The following is a 21,285-nucleotide window of genomic DNA, read 5'->3' on the forward strand; positions in this document are numbered from 1 at the left end:
CTGCTTGCCTCTTGTTCATGAATTTAACCAAAACACGGAGGGTGTGCCAAATGAATCGTTACTTAAAATCAGTGATGGGCGTGATGATCGGGGGTGCTACAGCAGGAGGCTGGCTGCTTGTCGATCTCCTGCTTCCTGATCCAATTGGGGACTATTTGCTATTTATCCTGATGGCAGTGGTGAATATGGCGATAGGTTGGCAGGTTGGCAGGTTATTTGGAAAACCGCGGAATATTGAAAAAAACAATGCCCGCATCGAAGGGAAAGGACTGAAACCAAATTCGAATTAGAGTATTAGGAGCAGCGGCCGGAGGAGGCTTTCCGCAGTGGAACTGTGCCTGTCCCAACTGTCGGGCAGTCCGCTCAGGAAACGCTTCATTCCGGCCGTTATTACAATCTTCGCTTGCGGTAACTGCCAATGAAAAGGACTGGTACCTCATCAATGCAGGACCGGATATTCTCAGGCAAATTGAATCGTTTGCTTCACTAAATGCAGGTCCAGGCATAAGAGAGACCCCTCTTGCCGGTGTTTTTTTAACCGATGCGGAGCTTGACCATACGATCGGGCTATTGTCACTGCGGGAGGGATCCAGTATGACGATTTATGGGACCAAGATGGTACGAAGCTGCTTGCAATCCGCTTTTCCGGTGTTTCCAATGCTAAAAAACTATTGTTCATGGGAATGGCAGTCTCTTGATCCAGGCATTCGGCAAAGGGTGGGACCATTACATGAAGGAGAAGAAGGAACCATCATCGTTGAGCCGGTTCCCGTTTCGAAAAAACCGCCGCTCTATGCCAGAGCGACCCAGGAGCTGGACTGTCAAGAAGATATTTGGGAGGTTGGACTGGTTCTCCATAATGAGGATTCGGGCAGGTGTCTTGCTTTCTTTCCTACATTAGAAAAGATCACTCCGGCTATAGAAGCTTGTTTAAAGAAAGCCGATATCCTGATGGTGGATGGAACTTTTTGGTCGGAAGATGAATTAACCGGGATGGGGGCAGCCGCTCGTGACGCAAGAAGCATGGGCCACTTACCGATTAGCGGACCATCAGGCACCTTGGAGTTATTAGCCTCTTTCCCGGCAGAGAGAAAAATTCTAATCCACATTAACAACAGCAACCCTATTTTGAAAAAGGACTCAGTGGAGAGGTATACATTGGAGCGGCTTGGTATTGAAGTTGCCTATGATGGCATGGAAATGGAGGTGTAATGATGCTGGAGCAAAAAGGGTTCGTTAGCCGTGATAAAAAAAGGGAAGAGCTTTGGCCGGCGGATGAATTCACGGGGCGGCTAAGGAATGTAGGGAGTTCTTCCTATCATGACAAACATCCATTTCATATAGTAATGCACCAAGGAAACTTAAGCAAAGAACAGATCCGCGGCTGGGTGGCCAACCGATACTACTACCAGAAATCAGTCCCAATTAAAGATGCAGCCATCCTGTCCAATCTGCCGTCAAGGGAACTGAGGCGAGAGTGGATTGGCCGTGTTCTTGATCATGACGGAAAGCGTGGAGAAGATGGCGGTATTGAAGCATGGCTGCGGCTGGGAGAAGCGGTAGGATTGTCTCGGGAAGAAGTCATACGGGAGGAGCATGTTGTCCCGGGCGTTCGATTTGCTGTGGATGCCTATGTGAACTTCGCCCGTACAAAACCGTGGATTGAAGCTGTTGCCTCCTCGCTGACGGAATTGTTTTCGCCTGACCTTATCTCAAAAAGGATAAAAGTTTTTGAACAGCTGTATCCTTGGATTGACCGTTCAGGGCTTGATTATTTTCAAAGCCGCTTGACTCAGGCACCTTGTGATTCGGATGTGGCCCTCAAACTTGTTTTAACCCAATGTCGAACACCGGAAGCACAGCAGCGGGCTGTCAACGCCTTGCGGTTCAAATGTGATGTATTATGGGCACAGCTTGATGCTATCGAAAAGGCATATCCCCCTAAACCGTGAAATGGGAAGAATAAATGATTGGTGGTGGAGTCTATTTTTGTAGCTGGCAGTCCTCCAAAACTCGCTGCAAAGGCGCGATTAAAATTTGATAAGGTGAGAGAAAAACATCTCCTTTTGCTACCGGAAAAGGTTGTAGTCCTAAACGAAACTGCAGCATCGATCCTTCGTTTATGTGACGGGAGCCGGACCGTAAACACCATCACTGAATACATCAGGACTTCTCTAATGGCAGGCTCAGAAACAAGGAGTTCGGGTGCCTTGCCCGATATGAAAACAATGGAGGCTGACATTTCCCAATTTTTACAGGAGGTAGCGGATCAGGGATGGGTGGTGATTCAGCATGAAAACGAAGAGCCATAGTGCGGTTCAACCCCCTTATTCGCTGCTTGCTGAGTTAACCCATCGCTGTCCTTTGAATTGTCCGTATTGTTCAAACCCTATTGAAATGGCTAAGGAAGCCATGGAACTTTCAACGGAGGAATGGAGCCGGGTCTTGTCCGAGGCTGCCGAATTGGGAGTAGTAGAAGTTCATTTTTCTGGTGGCGAACCGCTTTTGCGGGATGACCTGGAACCCCTTATCAGCCACGCTGCTGCTTTAGATATGTATGGCAATCTCATTACAAGCGGCATTGGCTTAACAACGAAAAAAGCGATTCGGCTTAAGGAAGCCGGTTTAGCAAATGTGCAAGTGAGCTTTCAAGCGGCAGAAGCGAAGCTTTCCGATCTTATCGGCGGATACAAAGCCTTTGAGAAAAAACGGGAAGCGGCCACTGCTGTAAAACAGGCAGAAATGCATTTGTCATTAAATGTGGTGTTACACCGAATGAATCTTGATCAGGTGGATGAGATCATTCAGCTTGCGGAAGAAATGGGAGCCGAGCGGTTGGAGCTGGCGAACACTCAGTATTATAACTGGGCGCTGCTGAATCGGGAGAAACTGCTGCCAAGCAGGGACCAGATTGAGCGTGCAAGTGCAGTCTATGAAGCCGCTAAAGCACGACTGAAGCGGAAAATGGAAATTATTTGGGTTATTCCTGATTATTATGCATCTGCACCCAAGCCTTGTATGGGGGGATGGGGAGCTATCGGTCTAACGGTAGCGCCGAATGGAATTGCCCTTCCGTGTCCAACCGCCGCGATGATAAAAGGGTTATCTTTTGAAAATGTCCGTAAGTCATCGCTAGGATATATTTGGTATGAATCAGAATCTTTTAACCGTTTCCGGGGGGAAGAATGGTTGCCCAAAGCTTGTCTCACCTGTGATTTGAGGCACCAGGATGGAGGAGGGTGCCGCTGTCAGGCTTTTGCCTTAACGGGAGATGCTTATGCGACGGACCCAGTCTGCCAATGGGCACCAGAACATCATTTAATTGAAAAAGCTGTACAGGATGCCAACAGTAAACCGGTTGAATCATCATCACCCCTAATCTATCGGAGGTATTCTCAGGACCGATCTGCAATAAAACGGTTATAAAAAAATAGGCGTTGCCAAAGTGGTGCTGCAGGGGACACGTACATACCCTCTAGCACCATTTTTTTTCGACTGTGATCAATCAATAGTGAAAAGGCCTTGGCATACCATGGGGGTTCCGTGTGACGGTAAGCCAATCAGAATTATAAATATTCCGTTTGAAATTTTTGAATAAGTCCCTTCCATTTACCTGCCATATCGAATCCTTCCCTTACCGGTCCTTAAGCTTACCCCCTAATTTACCATAAATCCCATGTAAACATGCTATGCCACGGTTAACTTTGTTGTGCTTATGCCTATGAATAAAGGAAATTGAGAAATGGCACCCTTTTATGTAGAAACTGGGTAACCTAAATATTACCTATAAAAATGAAAAGGTAGTGATCAAAATGAAGTTTATAGGAATTGGTCAAATTCATCCGTTGGTCAAGCGGCTCATGCTGGTAAATTTTATTCGCAGTATTGGACAAGGCATGATGGTAGTGGAATTGGCTTTGTATCTCGATGCGCTGGGGTGGAGCACGGCAGCGATTGGCAGTGTGCTTGCTGCAGGAGGATTGCTCGGTGTTGCCCTTGCACCCTTTATAGGTGTTTATAGTGACAGGCTTGGCAGAAAACCGTTTGTCCTTATTTCTGAACTAGTTACCGCCGGATGTGCACTGGTCGGGGTATTAACCACTAACCCAATTTTATTGTCTATTGCGATTACACTTTCCGGATTTGGAAAAGCAGACGCGGGTTCACCCAGTCCATGTGCCCCTGCAGAGCAGGCCTGGCTGGCATCCTTTGTCCCAACAGCAGAACGCGGCAGAGTATACAGTTTGAATAATGCTCTCAGTTTTTTCGGAATGGGGGCGGGAGCAGTGCTAGCGGGGGCTGCATCCTTTTTGAAAACTGGAGTAACTCCTTATCGCCTTCTATTCTGCTATATTCTCGTTGCATCGTTGATCACAGCCTCCATCATTTTAACCATTCAAGGAGGAGAAGCCGAAAACCGCCAAGTAAACAAAAAAGAGGGACGGAGGAATGAAGAAAAGAAAATCTTGCATGAAGAAAATGCAGCGGTATTGAAGCTTGCAGCCATTAACATACTTAATGGGATTGCCATCGGGCTGACCGGGCCGATGATGTCCTATTGGTTTTCGGCTAAATTTGGGGCAAGCCATGCTCAAATTGGCAGCACATTGGCTGTTACTTTCTTCACGACCGGAGTTACCTCCATTTTACAAGCAAGATTATCCCATAAACATGGGACAATCCGGTCCATTGTTTTCATCCGTTTTATCGGAAGTCTGCTTTTGATTTTGATGCCCTTACTATCATCATACGCACTCGTTTCTGTTATTTATATGTTTCGAACGGCTTTAAATCGAGGTACGCAGGGGGCACAGCAGGCGCTGAGTGTGAGTTTAACACGTAACCAGCGGAGCGGCTTTGCGTCAAGTATCAATCTTTTTTCAATGAGGCTGCCAATCTCCATTGGACCGTATATTACAGGCTATCTTTTTGGATTGGGTTCCCTATCCCTGCCTTTTTACATAGCCTCATGTCTACAACTCAGTTTTGCTTATTTATACGGCAGACTTTTTTCTTCTTACGATATTCGCATGAAATCGCATGCTTCATCGGGTTGAGAGTCTTAGGTTAAAAATCAGTCCCTGGAGTTTCTGAAAGAAGCCAAAGAACATGTAGACGGTTTAATAAATATATAAATAAGTAAAAGGAGCTCTCTTTTGCTTTATAAAAATTATTAGCACAGACCAAGGGCTGATCTGTGCTAATAATTATTTTATGACAATAAAGGTAACCCCTTACTATTGTTGAGGTGCGGAAGGAGTTGAAATACTTTGTAATGCCTGTTCTGCCTCGTTTGCGTATTGATTTTGTACTGCTAGATCACCTAAAGCAACCATTCCTACTATTTGTCCATTTTCGATTACCGGCAATCGCCGAATTTGCTGCTGTGCCATCAAATCTGCTGCTTGATGGACATCCATATCAGGTGTACCTTGTACGATTTGCTGTGCAGTCATGACTTGAGATACTGGTGTTTGTGGATCTTCACCTTGTGCTGTCGTACGAAGGGTAATATCACGATCCGTTACAATTCCAACCATTTGTCTGCTGTTATTTATTACTGGGATCGCTCCGATATTATGTTCGCTCATTAACGCTGCAGCTTCCTGTACGGTCTGTGTTTCGTTAACTGTAAGAACATTTGATGTCATGATATCTCTTAATTGTGCCATGAAATTACCTCCAAATATGTTTTTCCTTTATAGGATGGGTAACATTGGCGATATTATTAATGGTAACTTTTTTCTATATATCAGCTGCACATGAACGTGGTGTAATTAACTCATTAGAAGAGGACATTTAAATCTGGTTTTTACCAAATCAAACCTCAGTTCACAAAACGTTAATCATCAACATTTCCAAGACTCTCAACCATTTTTGTTGGGGGTCTTTTTTTATACAAAAATTGCTTTTGTCCACATAGCACAAGATGATTAATAAACGCATAATCTTTATAGAAGTCCTTAATTCCTTAACTTTGTTTAACTAACATTTGGATGTCAGTGTTCTATAGCCCCTCATGTCCTTTTTAAATACTTTCTACTATTTCAAGTAAGCCTCATATTAACTGTCCTTTCTATAATGTGTTTTGAATGTTGGATTTGCCTAAACAATTTTCAAACTTAAGAATAAGTTATTAAGAAATTGACGCAGCAGACTAATACTTTTTAATACAAAGGAGCAGAACGTCAGGAAGGGAGAGAAAATGTGAAGGTCTTAATTTTAGCTGGGGGGTTTGGCACAAGAATAAGTGAAGAAACCCATTTAAAGCCGAAACCTATGATAGAGATTGGTGACAAGCCTATCTTATGGCATATCATGAAGCTTTACTCTAGTTATGGTTATAACGACTTTGTTATCTGTTTAGGGTATAAGAGCCATGTAATCAAGGAGTATTTTTTAAATTATTACCTATATAATTCTGATTTAACATTTGATTTTCAGAAAGGAAATGAATTTATTATTCACCAGCATTCGGTTGAACCTTGGAAGGTTACCTTGGTTGACACTGGCTTAAATACAATGACTGGTGGCCGAATTAAGAAAGTGCAGAATTATGTTGGTAATGAGTCTTTTATGTTGACGTATGGTGACGGAGTAAGTGATGTAAATATTAAGGAATTAGTAGAATTCCATCGCTCACATGGGAAGCTGGCTACAGTAACAACTACACAGCCTCAGGGCAGGTTTGGAGTTTTATCCTTGTCCAATGATCAGAAAGTAGAGAAGTTTCAGGAGAAAATACAAGGAGATGGCGGTTGGATAAATGCTGGCTTTTTTGTATTGCAGCCAGAAGTATTTAATTACCTGAACAACGGCGAACAAACCATATTTGAAAAGGAGCCGTTAGAAAACCTTGCTAAAGATGGTCAATTAATGGCATATAAACATAATGGTTTTTGGTATCCAATGGATACTTTGCGGGATAAGAAATATTTACAAGAATTGTGGGAGTCCAGTAAAGCCCCTTGGAAAATATGGGATAAAAATAATTAAGAATAACAGTTTTTAGTGGATGCCTCTGTAATTGTTGTAATCGTTTTATTTAAAAGTATGAATGTGGAGGTAGATAACTTGGATTTATATGAAAAACACAATATCTATCAGTCAGATCTTCAATATATATTTAATAAACTTGATCAGACAGAAATAGAAAAACTTAAGGATTCATCAATCCTCATAACGGGTTGCGCCGGATTCTTAGGCTATTATTTCATGTCATTTTTATCTGATTATTCAGCGCAGCTTGGTATTAAAAAGATTATTGGAATTGACAATTTTAAACTAGGTAAACCCAAATGGATTAAAGATTTAAGTAATTTAAATCCAAAGATTGAATTATACACGTTTGATATTACTGAGTTTTCATTATTTGATACTAATAAAATTGACGATGTTGATTTTATTATCCACATGGCCTCGATTGCCTCGCCAACCTTTTATAGAAAATATCCTCTTGAAACCTTGGATGCTAATGTATTAGGACTAAGAGCTTTGTTAGACTTTTATAAGGATAAAAACATTAAAGGGTTCTTGTTTTTTTCCAGCAGTGAAGTTTATGGTGATCCATTTCCGGATTATATTCCGACTTCCGAGGAGTATAGAGGGAATGTGGCTATGATCGGACCGCGCGCATGTTATGATGAGGCAAAACGATTCGGAGAGACGCTATGTTACTTATACGCCGAAAAATTTGGTATGCCCATTTCAATTGTCAGACCATTTAATAATTATGGACCCGGAATGAGACTTAATGATAAAAGGGTACCTGCTGATTTTGCAAAAGCCGTTATTGAGAATAGAAAACTGATTATGCACTCCGACGGAACTCCAACTCGAACATTTTGTTATGTTACAGATGCCATCACTGGTTATTTAAAGGCGCTACTATATGAACCCTTTGACTACTTTAATATAGGAATAGATACACCTGAAATTTCAATTAAAGAATTAGCTCAGATATATAAGGATGCAGGCTCAGCCAAATTTGGTTTTAATCAGTCTATAGAATTTAAAGAATCGGAAGAAAAGAGCTATCTAACACATAATCCCTTAAGAAGATGTCCAGATATTTCAAAGGCAAGAAAATTTTTAAACTATTCCCCAGCGATATCAATAGTTGAAGGTGTCGATCGCTTTCTAACCTTTTTGAAGGAAGAAGGTGAAATTCATTGATTACTGTAATTGGCCTTGGATTTGTTGGATTGACAACGGCTTTAGGACTTAGCGAGAAAGGGTATCATGTTTACGGTCTTGATATTGATCAAAAGAAGAAGGACCAATTAAGAAATGGTAAGATTCCCTTTTATGAACCTAATCTTAATGAAAAATTAAATAAGCACTTAAATAAAGGTTTTACGATTACAGATGATTTACAGGAAGCTGTAATCAACAGTGAAGTTATCTTTTTCTGTGTGGGAACCCCGAGCAAAACGGATGGTAGTGCGGATTTAGGATATATCTTGGAAGCAATTAAAAATGTAGTAGGCTATATAAAAAAGCCGGAGTTTAAAGTATTAGTGGTCAAATCGACTATTCCTCCATCCACAACAAGTGAAAGGATTAAACCGTATCTGGAGAATTTAGGTTTTCAAGTTGGTGTTGAAATTGGCCTAACCAATAATCCTGAATTTTTAAGAGAAGGATATGCTTGGGACGATTTTATGAATCCAGACCGGATTGTTATTGGCCAGGATGATGATAAAAGTGGACAAATAGTCGAAATGATATACCAAACTTTTAATGCCCCGATTTACCGCGTTTCTTTAAATACTGCTGAATTTATTAAGTATTTATCTAACACGATGCTGGCAACTCTTATCAGTTTCGCAAATGAACAGTCACTAATCGCCAGGTCTATCGGAAATATTGATATAAAAAAATCCTTTCAGGTCTTACATCTTGATAGAAGATGGAGTGGCGCTCCAGCTAATATGTCATCTTATGTATTCCCCGGTTGTGGGTTTGGCGGCTACTGCCTTCCTAAAGATACGATGGCTTTAGTTAGTCAGTCCTTAAAGAATTCTTACACACCAGAACTATTAACAAGTACCCTAAAAGTAAATGATGCAATTAAAGAATTTGTTGTCAGTGATGTAGAAAGAAAAGTTGAAAAGAATGAAAATATAGGAATCCTCGGGTTAGCATTTAAGCCAAATTCAAATGACATTAGGGATACACCGGCAAAAGCTATCATTCAAGGTTTGCTTCAAAAAGGTTACACAAATATTATCGCCTATGATCCTATGGCAAACGAAGAGTTTAAAGAGGTATATGGCTTTCCTATTCAATATTCTCCTAACTTATCATCACTGCTTTCAATGGTTAATCATGTTGTAATTTTAACAGCTTGGGATGAATTTAGTAAAAATGAAGAGTCGATAAAGAAAAAGAACGTTTTCGATTATCGTTATATTTACCATTAGTTAACGATTAAAATTAAAGCAATCTTAAATAACCGCGGAAAAACAAGAGAGTATAAATACAACAAACATTGAAAATAAACCAATATAAAAGTAACTCCTTATATCATTAATGGGAGTTACTTTTTTGTTTATAAATCTTTCCAATCCATAAAAGATTCCGGATCCATTTTTTTTAACTTTTCCAAAAACAATGGCAATATACCCAAAATTTTAAAACCATTAAACAATAGCTTAGGTCTAGGCTGAATCGTTCTATATGAGTTGTAATTGTCTATTACTTTTAATTGTTCTTGCTTAGTTACGATAATGTGACGCATATCCGCGTCCAATCTAGTAAACTTTAAACGCTTCATTTCATTTAGCACGAATAGAATTTCCTTTATAATATTTTCAGATAGGACCCCTCCAGACTGTAAATACTGGAGTAAAGTTGGACCCTCAAAATATTCCATAATAATATAGTTTGGCCCTACTTCATAAAGCCTTGGGATAATGGAAGACTTCTGTGCGACTTTTAATACTTCCCCCTCTTTACGAGCTCTTTCTGGTTTTCCATAAATTTTAACACATTTATCTGAAGATATTCTAAAAACGGCTCCTTGTGCCCCCTTGCCGATTAGCGGATACGACGTTGGATTATTTTTTACTTCTACTTCATTTATCCCTTGAACTACACAAATAGATTTAAAATCCTGCACAAATTCATCAACTCCTTATTGCTATTTTATGTATGTTATGCTTACGGTTTGAGTTTGCACTAGACAGAAGCCATTCATGATAAAAGAGCCTTTCAAAAATGAAAAGGCTCTTACTCACTGTTACATCTTATTTTTTCCTCACAAGTAGTGAACAACATTCCACATGGCTTGAGTAGTGGTCAAATTTAATTGATTTACATATAGTTAAAGAATTTCCTCAATATATGTGTCAGTATCAGATTCACTATACTCTTTTGATGACACAGCAAGAATAATCAACGGATCAATGTATTCGTTGTTAAAAGCGTGTACCATATAGGGAGGTATCTTTAGTACTACGTTGTCATCGGCAGACATATAAAACTCCTCACGTACCCCTTGAGACAAATCCTTCAAAGCCACCTTTGCTTTACCACAGATAACCGTGAAATACTCAAAGGTATTTTTGTGATAATGATTTCCTCTAACACTATTTTGGTTTGAGTAAAGCAAATATACTTCCCCAACTTCACTACTATCCGGCAGCTGACTTTTCTTGATTATTTTTTTTAGCATGCCTCTTTTATCTTGATACGGATCAATTTTGATAAATTCACCTAATCTCCCCATAAAAATCACTTCTTTCCGAAAAAATTTGTAGGAGCTAAGCTAACCCTACACCAATATATCTCACGCAAGCTTCTTCTAGTGCCAGTTTATTCAGCACTCTGCGACCATCTAGCTATCCATCAACTAACTAAAACTATAACTTTCTGGAGGAATATTAATGAACCATGCCATGATGGTTCATTATGACAAGTTCGTGGTCCCGTACAGGATACACTGCCGTTATATTTTTCTGATGTGAAAATGTTTTCGTGGTTGGGTCCTCATAAATTTCACTTGTGGAGAAAGATAAAAGCTCTTAGTATTTTTATTTCTTCCGAGGTCCATTTTACATATATTTTTCTTTGTTTCTTTGATACCACTGTATTGTTCTATCCAGACCTTCATCAAAACCTATTTTAGGAGCCCATCCTAATATTTTTTGTATTTTACTTATATCAGGGTGGGGCTTCCAGACTTCTCCTGACCTGTAGGGTACAGCTCCATAATTAGGATTCTTAACAGTTTCCATTTTTTCAAAAACTTTATCAACATAGTATTTTAAAGGATGAATTATTCCAGTACCTATATTAAATATCTCGTTTTTTACTGCATCATTTTGAGCAGCCAAAACAAAACCATCGATGAGATTCTCTATATAACTGTAATCTCTGTATTGCTCACAACCTGTTAAATCAACATCTGCATTATTTAGAATTGATAAGATAATATGGGGAAAAAACTTATGATTTCCTTCATTTTCTCCAAAAACCCCATAAGCCCTTAAAGTAACAATATCAATATTGTTTTCTCCAGCAATTTGGTGTGCCAAAATAGTACTAGCAGCTTTAGTGCTTCCGTAAATATTGAATGGTTCTAAGTGAGTAGTTTCTTTAATTATTTCTTTTTTATCTCCATACTCCATACACGTACCGATGTTTAAGAACTTTTTACATCCTACAGAAATTAAAGGATTTAGCATATTCATTGTTCCAATGATATTGGTATTAGCAGCAATAAAATAATCTTTTTGTCTTGAATCAACACCGTAAGCCGCCATATTAAAAACAAAATCAGGTTTTATTTTTCTGATATAGACATCTATTTTTTCAGAGTCCCTTAAATCAGCCCGATGGATTTTAATGTCTTTTAAAAGGCTCTCAATCCGCCATAAATCGGATCCTTCTCTTACTATAATATTTACTTCAGCATTTTCCTCAACCATCCTTCTAACGAGGTGGGATCCTATAAATCCGCTAGCTCCAGTAATTAACACTCTTTTATTGGTAAAAGCACCTTTCACAGTACAACATCTCCACTTCTTTACAATTTTACCATGGCCTATATTAGCCCATTATTCATGATTATTTGTAAATCTGTCATTGTTTCAATACATTGCCAAAATCCCTTATGTTAGATAAACTGCCAATTGCTTATCCCATACTAGGTATCTTAATGGTTTATTTTCTAAGATTGTTTGATCATTATCGATATGTTTTTATAAATTCATACTATGAGTGTAAAAGCTATTTGCTCATTTTTTTCGTAACATTTTTTTCACCAGCAACATATTCTAAATTAGTTAACTGATACAAAGGTAAAGGTTTAGTTAAAAACTAGAGTGTTTTAAGAAGCAATCATTACTCCTTGATGCATTAATATCCAGGAGCTACATTTAGGAAGAAATATTACTTGTGTTAAATAAGTAATATACTCGCGCTAATAAGGGGTGTTAAGGTTTTGAAACATTACTACTGTACAACCTATAGCAAGGATTATATTTATAAAGGACTGGTCTTATATAATTCATTACAAAAATATGATAAGGATTTTCATTTCTTTATTATATGTGTACAGGATGAAGTGAAATACTTATTGGAAAAAATGGAACTGAGTAACGTAACACTGATAAGTATGAAAAATATAGAAAATGAAGATTTGGAATTGGCAAATATAAAAAGCACACGTAATGATAAAGAATATATTTGGACGAGTAAGGCATCGATTATGTTATACCTATTAAATCACTTTTCTGAGCTGGACCATATTATATGGTTAGACGGTGATACAGCCTTTCTTTCAGATACCCAACCCATATTTGATGAGTGGGGCAATTATTCCGTATTTCTAACAGAGGAGCAATATAAAGGAAAATATGAATGGTTAAGTAAGATATATGGAGTTTACAATACGGGTTTTATGGGATTCAAAAGAGATCAGAATGCGCTTCGATGTCTGCAATGGTTTAGAGAAAAATTGATTGAATGGTGCTTTGATAAACCGGAAAAAGGCAGATGGAGCGACCAGATGTACGTAAATGATTGGGTAACCAGGTTTGGTAATGTTGGTGTTGCAGGGAACCTTGGAATTAACGCCAACCTATATATTGCATCTCAAAATACGGTTACCAAAGAAGATGATAATCTATATATCAATGGAGATAAACTGATATTATTCCATTACTATGGATTCAAATATTTTAATGGAAATGAGTTTGATTTATGTGCGCATGGCCATTTCCCCACGGATCAGATTATACAATGGTTATTTGTTCCTTATATCCAAGCGTGTAATGAGGTAATGGATATCATTTCTCGTATCGATAAGGATTTTTATTATAAACAGACTCCAAACGGTAGAACCATTAAAAATTATTTCAATCTGGCGAGTAATATAGATAGATACGAGGACAGGTATAACTTCTGTACAATCATAAGTGAGAAAGATTTGTCTGAAGGCTTGGATTTTTACAATTCCCTAACAAAGCATGCAGAAAAAACCTGTCTCTGGATATGCTGCTTGGATGATATCACCTATAGTACACTGGCTAATATGGAATTAGAAAATGTAATTCTAATAGATATTAAAAATATTGAGGAGCAGGAACTTTTAAATATAAAGAATACTCGCAGTGCATCTGAGTACCTTTGGACTTTAAAAGCACCATTGATATATTACATTTTAAAGAACAATTATAATATCCACTATATGATATATGCTGATCCGGACGCACGTTTTGATTCTAATGTGACAAATGCATTCAGTAAGTGGAAGGAAAATCCAATTTTCATTTGGAAGAACGAAATTGATCAGGATACCCAACAGGAGTATGGAATCAATTTGACAAGCTTAATAGGATTCAAACGTGAGAAAGACGCATTCAATTTCCTTTGGATGTGGAGGGATAAATGTATTAAAGGTTGTTATGATTGAGTTCAAATAGGTAGGAGGATTGAGTATAAGTATGGAATTCTATCATTTTTGCACTATTATTGGAAAAGAGTATTTATTAAAGGGTCTAGCGCTACACGACTCCTTAGAAAAGCACGCAAAGAATTTTCACCTCTGGATATGCTGCTTGGATGATATTTCTTTACAATTCCTCAAAAGGATGAATTTAAAGAATGTAACCCTTATTCCATTAGAGAGTATCGAAGATGATCAGCTTCTTTCCGTAAAAAAGTCTCGAACACCACATGAGTATAGTTTTACTTTAAAATCCCCCCTTGTACTATATATCCTGAATAACTATAATTTTGTTAACTCCATAATGTATATTGACGGGGATTTATATTTCTACTCAGATCCAAAACCGATCCTTAATCAATGGGGAGATGGGTCCATTTTTATATGCGAACAAAGACTTGCCAAAAATATTGAAGATTCAGGCACATACCAGGCAGGGTTAATAGGTTTTAAGAGAGATTCAAATGCTTTTCAATGCCTTGAATGGTGGAGAACGAAGTGTTTGGAATGGTGTTTTCATTGGCATGAAGAGGATCTGTGGACAGATCAAAAGTATTTGAATAAATGGCCTGAGCTGTTTTCAGGTGTTATAATTTCAAACGACTCAGGAATCAATGTAGGACCATGGAATGAAGGAAATTATGAAAGTACCCCTGATTTTAACGTTAGTAACGGTGAGGTATATATCAATAATCATAAACTGGTTGTTTATCATTTTAGCGGTTTTGTTATACTAAACGAGCTCGAGTTTGACTTATGTAATTATTGTTGGGTGAACGAAGATACTTTAAATCATGTTTACATTCCCTATATAAGAGCAATTCAAAAAGCAATCGGGAGGGTTAAGTCCATTGATGATACTTTCACCTATGGATTTGCCCTAAGGATGAGCAGAGAAAAAGCTATACATTACTATAAATACAGCAATAACTGAACCTCTCGGCATTATTTAAATACTGAGGTTCTTAGAACTGTGAACTTCGTTAACATTTTGGGGCTCACTTTCAAGTGGTGTGAACCCCCTAAGTTGGACTAAGAAATCCAACTTAGGGGGTTTTTAGTATGGTCAAGGTTTCAAGTGAATTTAGGGAAAAAGTTGTGTTTTAGAGGATCTGTCAGGGGGAGGAGGTTCAGAATTACTGGCAAAGAAATATGGCATAGGTAGTCATCAAACTATCCTTAATTGGGTGAGGTGTTAGTTGTGATAAGTCTTTCCACAGGAGGGAAAGAAACGAATTTAAAGTAAGAACTCTTTTCCCTCCTGACTAAGAAAAAATTCAATTAAAGGCTCATTTACTTTTAATTGTTTCTCTATATCTGAAACGAACTCTATAATAAAGAATAACGCTATTTTTGCAAGTACTAATGTTAAGATATTCTTTTCTTCAGGTGTCAACCCTTCATATCCTTCTATAAACATTTTTGAATATGTTTGACTCATTTTATTGGGTGAAAGCATATAAATCCAATATATACAATAGGCTACATCATATATTCGTTTTCCTGGACGAACAAGATCAAAATCCAGAATGCAACTAACAGATCCATCCTCACTATAAATAAGGTTCCAAGGATGCCAGTCATCATGAATAATGGTTTCTAGTAGATTATTTTTATCTGCCTTTTTCCAAAGCTCGATGATAGTAGAGTATAGGGATTCAATTTTAGATAATGAGGATTTGGATATAGATTCTTTATTTTGATACAAACGATTTAATCTTTTTTTGAGGTTCTCTTCCGTAGGGCAGTTAGATTCATCTGGTAAGGGCCCTTGTTTATATGAGTTTAAAGCGGTATGGAACATGTTAAGCATACGTGCATTTGACTTAATATGTTCAGGCTCAAATTTAAATCTTGAACCCTCTATAAAAGGATACACTTGGATCATTCTATTATGAATAAAAGAGTAATAATCCCCGGATTCATTTTTAATTGCGTTCACAACAGGTATAGAGGCATCCTTCAGACATAATAAGATGTCCTCGATAAAGTTTATTCGTCCCTTTGGAGCAGAATGAGTTAAGTATCGCAACACATATTTTCCTTTTTCTGTTTCAACTAAAATCGGTAAATTGGTCCCACCTTCAAGAACGCCAATGATTCGCGTGATTTCCCCTAAATGATGTTGTCTGCATACCCACTGAATTTCTTCCATTAAAATGACATTACCATGGTTATCTCTTATTATATTCGATAGTTCGCTGGACACAATATCCCTCCTTTAATTTATTGATCCCAATTTTTCCAGGGAGATTTCTGCGAATCCCAAATCTCTTGTAAATATAGTTTATCCTTTAAAGTATCCATGGGCTGCCAAAAACCAGTATGTTTAAATTCCATAAATTGACCATCCCTGGCAAGGTTCTCTAATGGCTCATTTTCAAAATTAAAGGTTACATCCGAATTATTTAGAAAATAGTTAGAAAAGTACTCTTTAATAACATGACTCTTATAACCTAAACAGATAATGAATTCGTTAAGATTGACTGCTATTGGAAACTCTTCTTTTTAACATAACTTTGAACGAGTCCATCTGTTTTAATGTATTCTCCAACTCCTGAAATTGTTTAGGTAATAACTATATATTTCACAAATTTTTCCCACGTGGTTTCCAAACGGGACGAACATTACTTCTACGTATAGAAAAAATATAATGATAATAAAAGTACCGTGGTCAAAATGTGACCAAACCCTTTTTTTCAAAACTAAAAAGATAGAAAAGGAGGTCCGATATGTAACGTGATATACAACCGAATGAAAGAGCATTCTATTCCAAGGAAGCGGCAGAAGAAGTGGGGATTGCAACACCCACTGTTCGAAAGTATGGCCAAATCTTAGAGCGGAATGGATATGAGTTTTTCAAAGATGGCGATCGGCGTATCTTTGTTCAATCGGACATCGAAGCGCTTATAGCGTTACGCGATACGGACAAGCCCTTAGATGATATGGCTAAAGACCTTGTGTATCAACAAAAGGAAAGAATAGAAGGATCCAATGAAACTGAGATTACGATATCCAATACATATGAAAATTTCCCCATGACCCCAATCAATTAAAAGGGGTCTTAAAGGTTCTCGTCAATGAACTCGCGGCCACACGTGAAATGAATGTCCTTCACAAATTGATTTTAATAAACGGTAAGAAAAAGTGATACAAAAACCTAAAGAAAAATGGTGAGGACTCTTCTCCTTATTCCGAAAATAAGGTGCCTTTTTAAGGCTTTTTTTTTGCCTTTTTTTGTTTCGTATCGCTGGGCGATATAACTGCAAATATATCCCCAGAACCATAGAAAGGGAAAAGAGGTCCGTTATGCTACATGATATAAAGAGGAATAGAAGAGCATCCTCTCCTCCATGGAAGGATCAAATTTGCATAAATCACCATTTAAACCCAGGCACCGAATTAAAAGTAGAAATTCCTTTGTTTCGACTATTAGGATTCAATATTTTTCAAACTTCAACAAATTCCCGGGAAATATCTACATATTCTGAGTAGATTTCGACAAAATTAGGCTCTCAACCAATTGGTTGTGTTTTTTATTTGTTTAAAAATGAAAACGGATGTAAGCTCAGCTCAAATCCGTTTTAGTCTACCAATTGATTTTTTACTGCATATAAGGCGGCCTGTGTCCGGTCAGCCAATTCGAGTTTCGACAAAAGATTTGATACATGGGTTTTTACAGTTTTTTCGGTGATGAATAACGAGGCGGCAATTTCTTTATTGCTTTTTCCGTTGGCGATTTCTTTTAAAACATCCAACTCTCTTTTCGTTAATTCCGCTAGTAAATTCTTTTCTTGCTTGTTTTTATTGGACAAATTGGCTAGTAAATGAGAGGTAGCCTTTGGGTGGAGCTGGTTTTCCCCGCCAATTATTTTTTTAATGGATGTGACCAGTTCATCGGGCTGGATATCTTTTAACTGGAACCCTGAAGCACCGGCTTCTAGCGCTGGAATGACATGATCCTGGTCGGAAAAGCTCGTTAACATCATGATTTTAATGTCTGGCTGTTCTTGTTTAATAGTCTTAGTGGCTTGGATACCGTCCATTTCCGGCATCACCAGATCCATTAAAATAATATCTGGCTTCAGTAATTTTGCCTGTTCAACCGCTTCCTTGCCATTGGCGGCTTCCCCGATAATTTCAAGGTCTTTTTGGGTCCGAAGAAAAAAGACTAGACCTCTTCTGACGACGTGATGGTCATCGGCGATTAGTACGCGGATACTCACTGAGTTCTCCTCCTTAATACGGAATATGAATTTCTATTTCTGTACCGCTTCCTGGTTTACTTTTTAAATGAAATTGGCCATTTAATGCTTCTGTCCGTGTTTTCATACTTTTTAATCCCAATGAGGGGATTTCGAGATTTTCTCCGAAGTGGAAGCCGCAGCCGCGATCCTTGATGGACATGACAACCTCATCTTTGGCAGTATGAAAGGTGAGACTGGTTTCTGTTGTCTGGGAGTGCTTTTTACAATTGGCCAGAGCCTCTTGGCCGATGCGCCACAATGCTTCCTCGACCGTTCCTGGAATGCTAGCAGCTCCTGTGATATTTGCTTTAATGGACAGTCCAAGCATTTCCGCATAACTTTTCAGGGCACTTACTATTCCATTCTCCAATCCAAGCGGTCGTAGCTGCCAGATTAATGCTCTCATTTCGCCAAGCGCTTCCTGCGCTAAATCCTGTATATAGACAAACGTTTGTTTCACTTCATCTTGCTCTGTCATTTCCACTCCAGCCCTCGCTGTAAGGCTTAAGGAAAATAACAGCTGATTAACAGAATCATGAAGATCTCTTGCAAGCCGATTCCGCTCAGCGACCAGCGCAGTCTCCTGTTCCCTCTGGGTAAGTTTGATCCGTTTCAGCGCCGTGCCGATTTGATAGGCAACGGCTTCGAGTAAGGCGAGTTCATTTTTTTGAAAATGTGTTTTGTAAGGGGAACCTACATTTAAGATTCCGAATCGTTCATTTCCAGCTCCGAGCGGGACGGTAGCGTGATGGGTGAGACCGCATGTTTCCCCTGCATTTTCGTCGATCGCATCTTCAATCCGTTTACATTCCATAATATTGGTTGCTTTCGTTAATTTTTTATTGTTGTATTTATTGACGCACCAGCATCCACCCTGACACATCCTCTGCTTATCATTATTCGCCAAAGCAGGCGGCAGGGCTTCGACGGCTGCAAGATGATGCGTTCCATGTTCATCCATTAAAAATATCCATCCTGTTTGAAGTCCCGTCACTTGAAGAAGCCTTTTCAACACTCCAGACAATACGTCATTTGTATCGGTTCCTTCATTTAATAGTTCAGCGATTTCCTTTAAAATGCCGATATCTTTATTCTCTTCCGACATACATTCTCCTCCAGCGTCCTGCATTTACTGTTATTATAGCGTATTAGGTGGTTTGTTTCGCTTCCTTAGAACTCAGAACAGCTGCCTTTTCTGATGCTTTTTGCCTCCTTTCGTCATAAGATTAGATTCATATCCCCAAACTCATGCCATAGATAGCCGGCTTTGATTGCATAATCATATGCCTGTAGTAAATGGAGCTCTGATACAAAGGCGGACAACATATCGAGATGACTTGCTTGTGGCTCATGAAGCCCCGTAATGATTCCGTCAACTATTTGTAAAGGATAATGTGGATCGATATAGAGATTTGTCACCCCTGAAAGGGCCCCGTTTTTAGCGGCCGTCTCGAGCGCCCGAACTACTGTTGTACCAACGGCAATGACTCTTTTGCCAGATGCTTTCGTTTGGAGGATCCGTTCCATAATTCGTTTAGAGATTTGATACTCCTCTTCATTCTCTTCGGGTGACTGGTGCCACCTATCATCAAGTAAATAGCTTAACCCGGTATGCAATTGGATAAAATCAAGCTGGATGCCTTTGCGCTTCATTTTAAAAATGAGCTCCCAGCTAAAGGCTCTGCCTGCTGAGGGCATCTCGACGGAACCGGGATGGGAGGCAAAAATGGTTTGATAGTAATTCAAGTCCCATGGCTCTTCAATATATTCATATCGGATCGGCTCACCAAGGGCATAGATGATATTAAATAATTCTGTGCCCTTTTTCGTAAATTGAATAATCTTAAGAGGGGAATTCTCTTTCTCACCGATTACGATTGCTGACAATTCCGGGGAAAAGTCTATCTGGTCGCCTGTTTTAACAGGGTTAGCTACAATTAGCGCATCCCACAATTCTTCGCGACGGCGTCTTGCCAACCTGACTTCCACTGTGGGTGCGATTGTTTCGTTGTTTCTTGACCATTTACCATGTAATACCGCGGGTATGGTTCGGCTATTATTGGCTATGACCAGATCCCCGGGCTGAAGGTAATCTGCCAAGTGGAAGAACTGGTCATGCCGGACTTCTCCAGTAGATCGGTCCAATACCATCATCCGGACATGATCCCGCCTTAAGCCGCGTTTTTCTGGGGGATGGGACGCATTTAATTCATCTGGTAGATAAAAATCCAACGCTTTCATCGCCATCACAATTCCTCCTCTGATTGGGCTTCAAACCGCTGGCCATTAATTCCTACAGACTTATCGGATGCTAGATATAAAAAGATGTCGACCACATCCTCCGGTTTAGCCAATGGATAATCGCAATTGGGAACAGCTAACTGGTGCATTTCTGTGTCCATTTCGCCAGGATCAACCATGTTTACCCGTACATTTGTTTCACTTAATTCATCTGCCCACGTTTGGGTAAGACCCTCAACGGCAAATTTTGAAATCCCGTATGCACCCCAGCCCACATAACCAGTATGGCCAGCTTCAGATGTAACATTAATAATCGATCCTTCATTCCGCTCAAGCATCCCCGGAATCACTCTTCTGGTAACCAGAAATGGCGAAACTGCATTCACCCTTAGCACCTCAGCAAAATCCTCTTCCGGATAATCGAGCAGCATGGGCATTGGACTAGGCCCTAGGATAGATGCATTATTAATTAGGACATCAATATGGCCATAGGCTTCCTCTGTCATCGCAACGAACCGTTCCACATCCCGTGATTTGGAAATATCAGCGGTAACCGCCAGTACTTCAGCACCTAAGTTTTCAGCTTCCTCTTTCACTGTTAGCAGGCCTTTTGCTGACCTGGAGCAAATCGTAAGTTTAGCTCCTTCCTTAGCAAAAGATAGTGTTAACGCTCTACTCAATCCTTTTGAGGCTCCAGTGATCATTACTACTTTATTTTTCATATTTGTCTCTCCCCTTTGTTTCTTGATGTTTTAAGCATACAGGTTTCTAGAAAATCATCCTTCGGAAAAAAGCTTGAAATTTATCTACAACTTTAGGATGAGAAAAGACGAATTTACTTGT

21 protein-coding genes are annotated in these 21,285 nt (G+C 39.1%); 12 read left to right on the forward strand and 9 right to left on the reverse strand.

Annotated features, from left to right (window positions below):
- Positions 1-50: 50 nt before the first annotated feature.
- From J7E63_RS01380 to J7E63_RS01405, 6 genes are all read left to right on the forward strand, one after another.
- Positions 51-290, forward strand: coding sequence for a hypothetical protein (locus tag J7E63_RS01380; RefSeq protein WP_215009947.1), 240 nt, complete (start codon positions 51-53; stop codon positions 288-290).
- Positions 286-1,212, forward strand: coding sequence for a pyrroloquinoline quinone biosynthesis protein PqqB (gene pqqB / locus J7E63_RS01385; protein ID WP_308161874.1), 927 nt, complete (start codon positions 286-288; stop codon positions 1,210-1,212). Before J7E63_RS01380 ends, pqqB begins: the two co-directional genes overlap by 5 nt.
- Positions 1,212-1,952 (forward strand): pyrroloquinoline-quinone synthase PqqC, encoded by a 741-nt coding sequence (gene pqqC / locus J7E63_RS01390; protein WP_251033301.1) that lies wholly within the window; start codon positions 1,212-1,214, stop codon positions 1,950-1,952. Before pqqB ends, pqqC begins: the two co-directional genes overlap by 1 nt.
- Positions 1,953-1,973: 21 nt before the next feature.
- Complete coding sequence (pqqD, locus tag J7E63_RS01395) at positions 1,974-2,312, forward strand: pyrroloquinoline quinone biosynthesis peptide chaperone PqqD (protein WP_308161875.1); 339 nt, start codon at positions 1,974-1,976, stop codon at positions 2,310-2,312.
- The gene (gene pqqE / locus J7E63_RS01400; protein ID WP_215009949.1) at positions 2,293-3,426 is read left to right on the forward strand and encodes a pyrroloquinoline quinone biosynthesis protein PqqE; all 1,134 of its coding nucleotides are present in this window, start codon (positions 2,293-2,295) and stop codon (positions 3,424-3,426) included. Before pqqD ends, pqqE begins: the two co-directional genes overlap by 20 nt.
- Positions 3,427-3,812: 386 nt before the next feature.
- Complete coding sequence (locus tag J7E63_RS01405) at positions 3,813-5,057, forward strand: MFS transporter (RefSeq protein WP_215009950.1); 1,245 nt, start codon at positions 3,813-3,815, stop codon at positions 5,055-5,057.
- 180 nt (positions 5,058-5,237) lie between these two features.
- On the opposite strand, the gene J7E63_RS01410 is transcribed toward J7E63_RS01405, so the two are convergent.
- Entirely contained in the window at positions 5,238-5,672 is a 435-nt protein-coding gene (locus J7E63_RS01410; RefSeq protein WP_215009951.1) for a CBS domain-containing protein, read from the reverse strand.
- A gap of 535 nt (positions 5,673-6,207) precedes the next feature.
- Here J7E63_RS01410 and rfbF point away from each other — a divergent pair.
- The 3 genes from rfbF to J7E63_RS01425 all read left to right on the forward strand — a co-directional run bounded on the left by rfbF (position 6,208) and on the right by J7E63_RS01425 (position 9,425).
- A complete protein-coding gene (rfbF, locus tag J7E63_RS01415; RefSeq protein WP_215009952.1) occupies positions 6,208-6,996 on the forward strand; it encodes a glucose-1-phosphate cytidylyltransferase in 789 nt (262 codons plus the stop codon).
- A 78-nt stretch (positions 6,997-7,074) separates the two neighbouring features.
- Complete coding sequence (locus J7E63_RS01420; RefSeq protein ID WP_251033303.1) at positions 7,075-8,175, forward strand: NAD-dependent epimerase/dehydratase family protein; 1,101 nt, start codon at positions 7,075-7,077, stop codon at positions 8,173-8,175.
- Complete coding sequence (locus J7E63_RS01425; protein ID WP_215009953.1) at positions 8,172-9,425, forward strand: UDP-glucose dehydrogenase family protein; 1,254 nt, start codon at positions 8,172-8,174, stop codon at positions 9,423-9,425. The genes J7E63_RS01420 and J7E63_RS01425 overlap by 4 nt, the downstream gene beginning before the upstream one ends.
- A 128-nt stretch (positions 9,426-9,553) precedes the next feature.
- On the opposite strand, the gene J7E63_RS01430 is transcribed toward J7E63_RS01425, so the two are convergent.
- From J7E63_RS01430 to J7E63_RS01440, 3 genes are all read right to left on the reverse strand, one after another.
- Positions 9,554-10,123, reverse strand: a complete 570-nt coding sequence (locus J7E63_RS01430; protein ID WP_215009954.1) for a serine/threonine protein kinase — start codon at positions 10,121-10,123, stop codon at positions 9,554-9,556.
- A gap of 204 nt (positions 10,124-10,327) precedes the next feature.
- On the reverse strand, positions 10,328-10,732 hold the full coding sequence (locus J7E63_RS01435; RefSeq protein ID WP_215009955.1) for a polysaccharide biosynthesis C-terminal domain-containing protein: 405 nt from the start codon (positions 10,730-10,732) through the stop codon (positions 10,328-10,330).
- 325 nt (positions 10,733-11,057) lie between these two features.
- Positions 11,058-12,011 (reverse strand): NAD-dependent epimerase/dehydratase family protein, encoded by a 954-nt coding sequence (locus J7E63_RS01440; RefSeq protein WP_215009956.1) that lies wholly within the window; start codon positions 12,009-12,011, stop codon positions 11,058-11,060.
- A 437-nt stretch (positions 12,012-12,448) separates the two neighbouring features.
- Here J7E63_RS01440 and J7E63_RS01445 point away from each other — a divergent pair, with 437 nt between their 5' ends.
- Together J7E63_RS01445 and J7E63_RS01450 are read left to right on the forward strand one after the other, a co-directional pair.
- Positions 12,449-13,921 (forward strand): glycosyltransferase, encoded by a 1,473-nt coding sequence (locus J7E63_RS01445; protein ID WP_215009957.1) that lies wholly within the window; start codon positions 12,449-12,451, stop codon positions 13,919-13,921.
- 31 nt (positions 13,922-13,952) lie between these two features.
- Positions 13,953-14,888 (forward strand): hypothetical protein, encoded by a 936-nt coding sequence (locus J7E63_RS01450; RefSeq protein WP_215009958.1) that lies wholly within the window; start codon positions 13,953-13,955, stop codon positions 14,886-14,888.
- Between the two features lie 303 nt (positions 14,889-15,191).
- Here J7E63_RS01450 and J7E63_RS01455 read toward each other — a convergent pair whose 3' ends face one another.
- Entirely contained in the window at positions 15,192-16,163 is a 972-nt protein-coding gene (locus J7E63_RS01455) for a phosphotransferase (protein WP_215009959.1), read from the reverse strand.
- A 583-nt stretch (positions 16,164-16,746) separates the two neighbouring features.
- Between J7E63_RS01455 and J7E63_RS01460 the strand changes: the two genes are divergently transcribed.
- Positions 16,747-17,010: a hypothetical protein gene (locus J7E63_RS01460; RefSeq protein ID WP_215009960.1), complete on the forward strand. Its 264-nt coding sequence runs from the start codon at positions 16,747-16,749 to the stop codon at positions 17,008-17,010.
- A gap of 528 nt (positions 17,011-17,538) precedes the next feature.
- On the opposite strand, the gene J7E63_RS01465 is transcribed toward J7E63_RS01460, so the two are convergent.
- The 4 genes from J7E63_RS01465 to J7E63_RS01480 form a co-directional block, all read right to left on the reverse strand.
- Complete coding sequence (locus J7E63_RS01465) at positions 17,539-18,180, reverse strand: response regulator (RefSeq protein ID WP_308161870.1); 642 nt, start codon at positions 18,178-18,180, stop codon at positions 17,539-17,541.
- A gap of 13 nt (positions 18,181-18,193) precedes the next feature.
- Positions 18,194-19,306, reverse strand: coding sequence for a GAF domain-containing sensor histidine kinase (locus J7E63_RS01470; RefSeq protein WP_215009961.1), 1,113 nt, complete (start codon positions 19,304-19,306; stop codon positions 18,194-18,196).
- 113 nt (positions 19,307-19,419) lie between these two features.
- Positions 19,420-20,448: an S-adenosylmethionine:tRNA ribosyltransferase-isomerase gene (locus J7E63_RS01475; protein WP_215009962.1), complete on the reverse strand. Its 1,029-nt coding sequence runs from the start codon at positions 20,446-20,448 to the stop codon at positions 19,420-19,422.
- Positions 20,448-21,164: an SDR family NAD(P)-dependent oxidoreductase gene (locus J7E63_RS01480; protein WP_215009963.1), complete on the reverse strand. Its 717-nt coding sequence runs from the start codon at positions 21,162-21,164 to the stop codon at positions 20,448-20,450. Before J7E63_RS01480 ends, J7E63_RS01475 begins: the two co-directional genes overlap by 1 nt.
- Between the last annotated feature and the right edge of the window lie 121 nt (positions 21,165-21,285).

The organism is Bacillus sp. ISL-75 (assembly GCF_018613095.1).

What these genes read in the sequence shown, in the direction of transcription:
- J7E63_RS01380 (WP_215009947.1), top strand. Translation starts at nt 51, where the DNA reads ATGAATCGTTACTTAAAATCAGTGATGGGCGTGATGATCGGGGGTGCT.
- pqqC (WP_251033301.1), top strand. Translation starts at nt 1,212, where the DNA reads ATGATGCTGGAGCAAAAAGGGTTCGTTAGCCGTGATAAAAAAAGGGAA.
- pqqE (WP_215009949.1), top strand. Translation starts at nt 2,293, where the DNA reads ATGAAAACGAAGAGCCATAGTGCGGTTCAACCCCCTTATTCGCTGCTT.
- J7E63_RS01405 (WP_215009950.1), top strand. Translation starts at nt 3,813, where the DNA reads ATGAAGTTTATAGGAATTGGTCAAATTCATCCGTTGGTCAAGCGGCTC.
- J7E63_RS01410 (WP_215009951.1), bottom strand. Translation starts at nt 5,672, where the DNA reads ATGGCACAATTAAGAGATATCATGACATCAAATGTTCTTACAGTTAAC.
- J7E63_RS01435 (WP_215009955.1), bottom strand. Translation starts at nt 10,732, where the DNA reads ATGGGGAGATTAGGTGAATTTATCAAAATTGATCCGTATCAAGATAAA.
- J7E63_RS01450 (WP_215009958.1), top strand. Translation starts at nt 13,953, where the DNA reads ATGGAATTCTATCATTTTTGCACTATTATTGGAAAAGAGTATTTATTA.
- J7E63_RS01470 (WP_215009961.1), bottom strand. Translation starts at nt 19,306, where the DNA reads ATGTCGGAAGAGAATAAAGATATCGGCATTTTAAAGGAAATCGCTGAA.
- J7E63_RS01475 (WP_215009962.1), bottom strand. Translation starts at nt 20,448, where the DNA reads ATGGCGATGAAAGCGTTGGATTTTTATCTACCAGATGAATTAAATGCG.
- J7E63_RS01480 (WP_215009963.1), bottom strand. Translation starts at nt 21,164, where the DNA reads ATGAAAAATAAAGTAGTAATGATCACTGGAGCCTCAAAAGGATTGAGT.